General features: G+C 66.6%; 2 protein-coding genes. Both read left to right on the forward strand.

Annotation, left to right across the window (positions count from 1 at the left end):
• A partial coding sequence (locus ON21_RS20750) for an FMN-dependent NADH-azoreductase (protein ID WP_245562665.1) occupies window positions 1–655 on the forward strand: 655 nt, incomplete at its 5' end.
• Between the two features lies 1 nt (window position 656).
• Window positions 657–977: a DMT family transporter gene (locus ON21_RS20755; protein WP_039800007.1), complete on the forward strand. Its 321-nt coding sequence runs from the start codon at window positions 657–659 to the stop codon at window positions 975–977.
• Window positions 978–1,175 lie beyond the last annotated feature (198 nt).

The raw sequence follows: 1,175 nt of genomic DNA on the forward strand, positions 1-1,175 counted from the left end.
ATTGATCATGAGCACCTTGTTGCATCTGGATGCCAGCGCCCGGCGGCAGTCGATCAGCCGGGAGTTGAGCGCCGCTTTCGCGAACGCGTGGCGCGCACGGCATCCGGACGGCGGCTATCACTACCGCGACCTCGCCGCGGAGCCGGTGCCGTTCATCGGGGAGGCGTGGACCGAGTTATGCGACGCCGTGCTCGCCCAGCCGGTTACGGACCTCGGGCGGCTCGGCGATTTGGCGCGCACGCCGGAGCAGGTGGCCGCGTGGAAGATTGTCGAGCCGCTGCTGGCCGAGCTGCTCGCGGCGGACGTGATCCTGATCGGCACCCCGATGTACAACTACTCGATCCCGGCTTCGCTCAAAGCCTGGCTGGACCAGGTGACCTTTCCGCGCATGTCGCTGGGACACCGAAGGTTCGTCGTGACCAGCGCACGCGGCGGCGCCTACTCGGCCGGCGCTCCCAAATCGGTCTACGACTATCAAGAGCGCTTCCTGCGCGACTTCTTCACGGGCCATTTCGCGATCTCCGACACCGTTTTCGTGCACGCGGAACTGGCCAATTCCCGCCAAGATCCGGCACTGGCGCACCTGCGCGCCGAGCACGACATCTCCTATGCCCACGCGTTGGCCGCCGCGAGCGCTCTGGCCGGGGAGTACTGAGATGAGCTGGGTGGTCCTCGCTCTCGCCGGACTGGTGGAGATCGTCTGGTCGCAGAGCATCAAACCGACCGAGAACTTCACCAGGCTCGTCCCGACTCTGATCTGCTTCGTTCTCGGCGCCACCGCCGTGTACCTGCTGTCTCGCGCCATGCAGACATTGCCGGTGGGCACCGCCTACGCCGTGTTCACCGGCATCGGCGCTCTCGGCGCCATCACGCTCGGCATCGTCGTCCACAAGGACCCGGTCGGCGTGGGCCGCTTTCTGGCGCTCGCGTTGATCCTGGGTGGGATCGTGCTGGCGAGGATTACGAATCCGGAATAGGGCACCGCACGGATCAGCTTGTCGCACCGACGGTTTACCGCCGCGGTACGGGTGCGCGGTGCGGAGGCGAACCCGATCGGCGAACCGGTGGGTCGAGGCGCGTCGGCCGGGGTAGGTTCGTGCTGAATCGTCAAACGATCATCGGCGAAAGGACCGTGATGCCCACACGTACCGCGCGTACCGCCTGGACCGGCACCC

This window comes from Nocardia araoensis NBRC 100135 (assembly GCF_000308435.1).
In the GTDB taxonomy this organism is placed as follows: Bacteria; Actinomycetota; Actinomycetes; order Mycobacteriales; family Mycobacteriaceae; genus Nocardia; species Nocardia araoensis.

Excerpts from the sequence above, each read along its gene's own strand:
- ON21_RS20755 (WP_039800007.1), top strand. The coding sequence starts at position 657 with ATGAGCTGGGTGGTCCTCGCTCTCGCCGGACTGGTGGAGATCGTCTGG.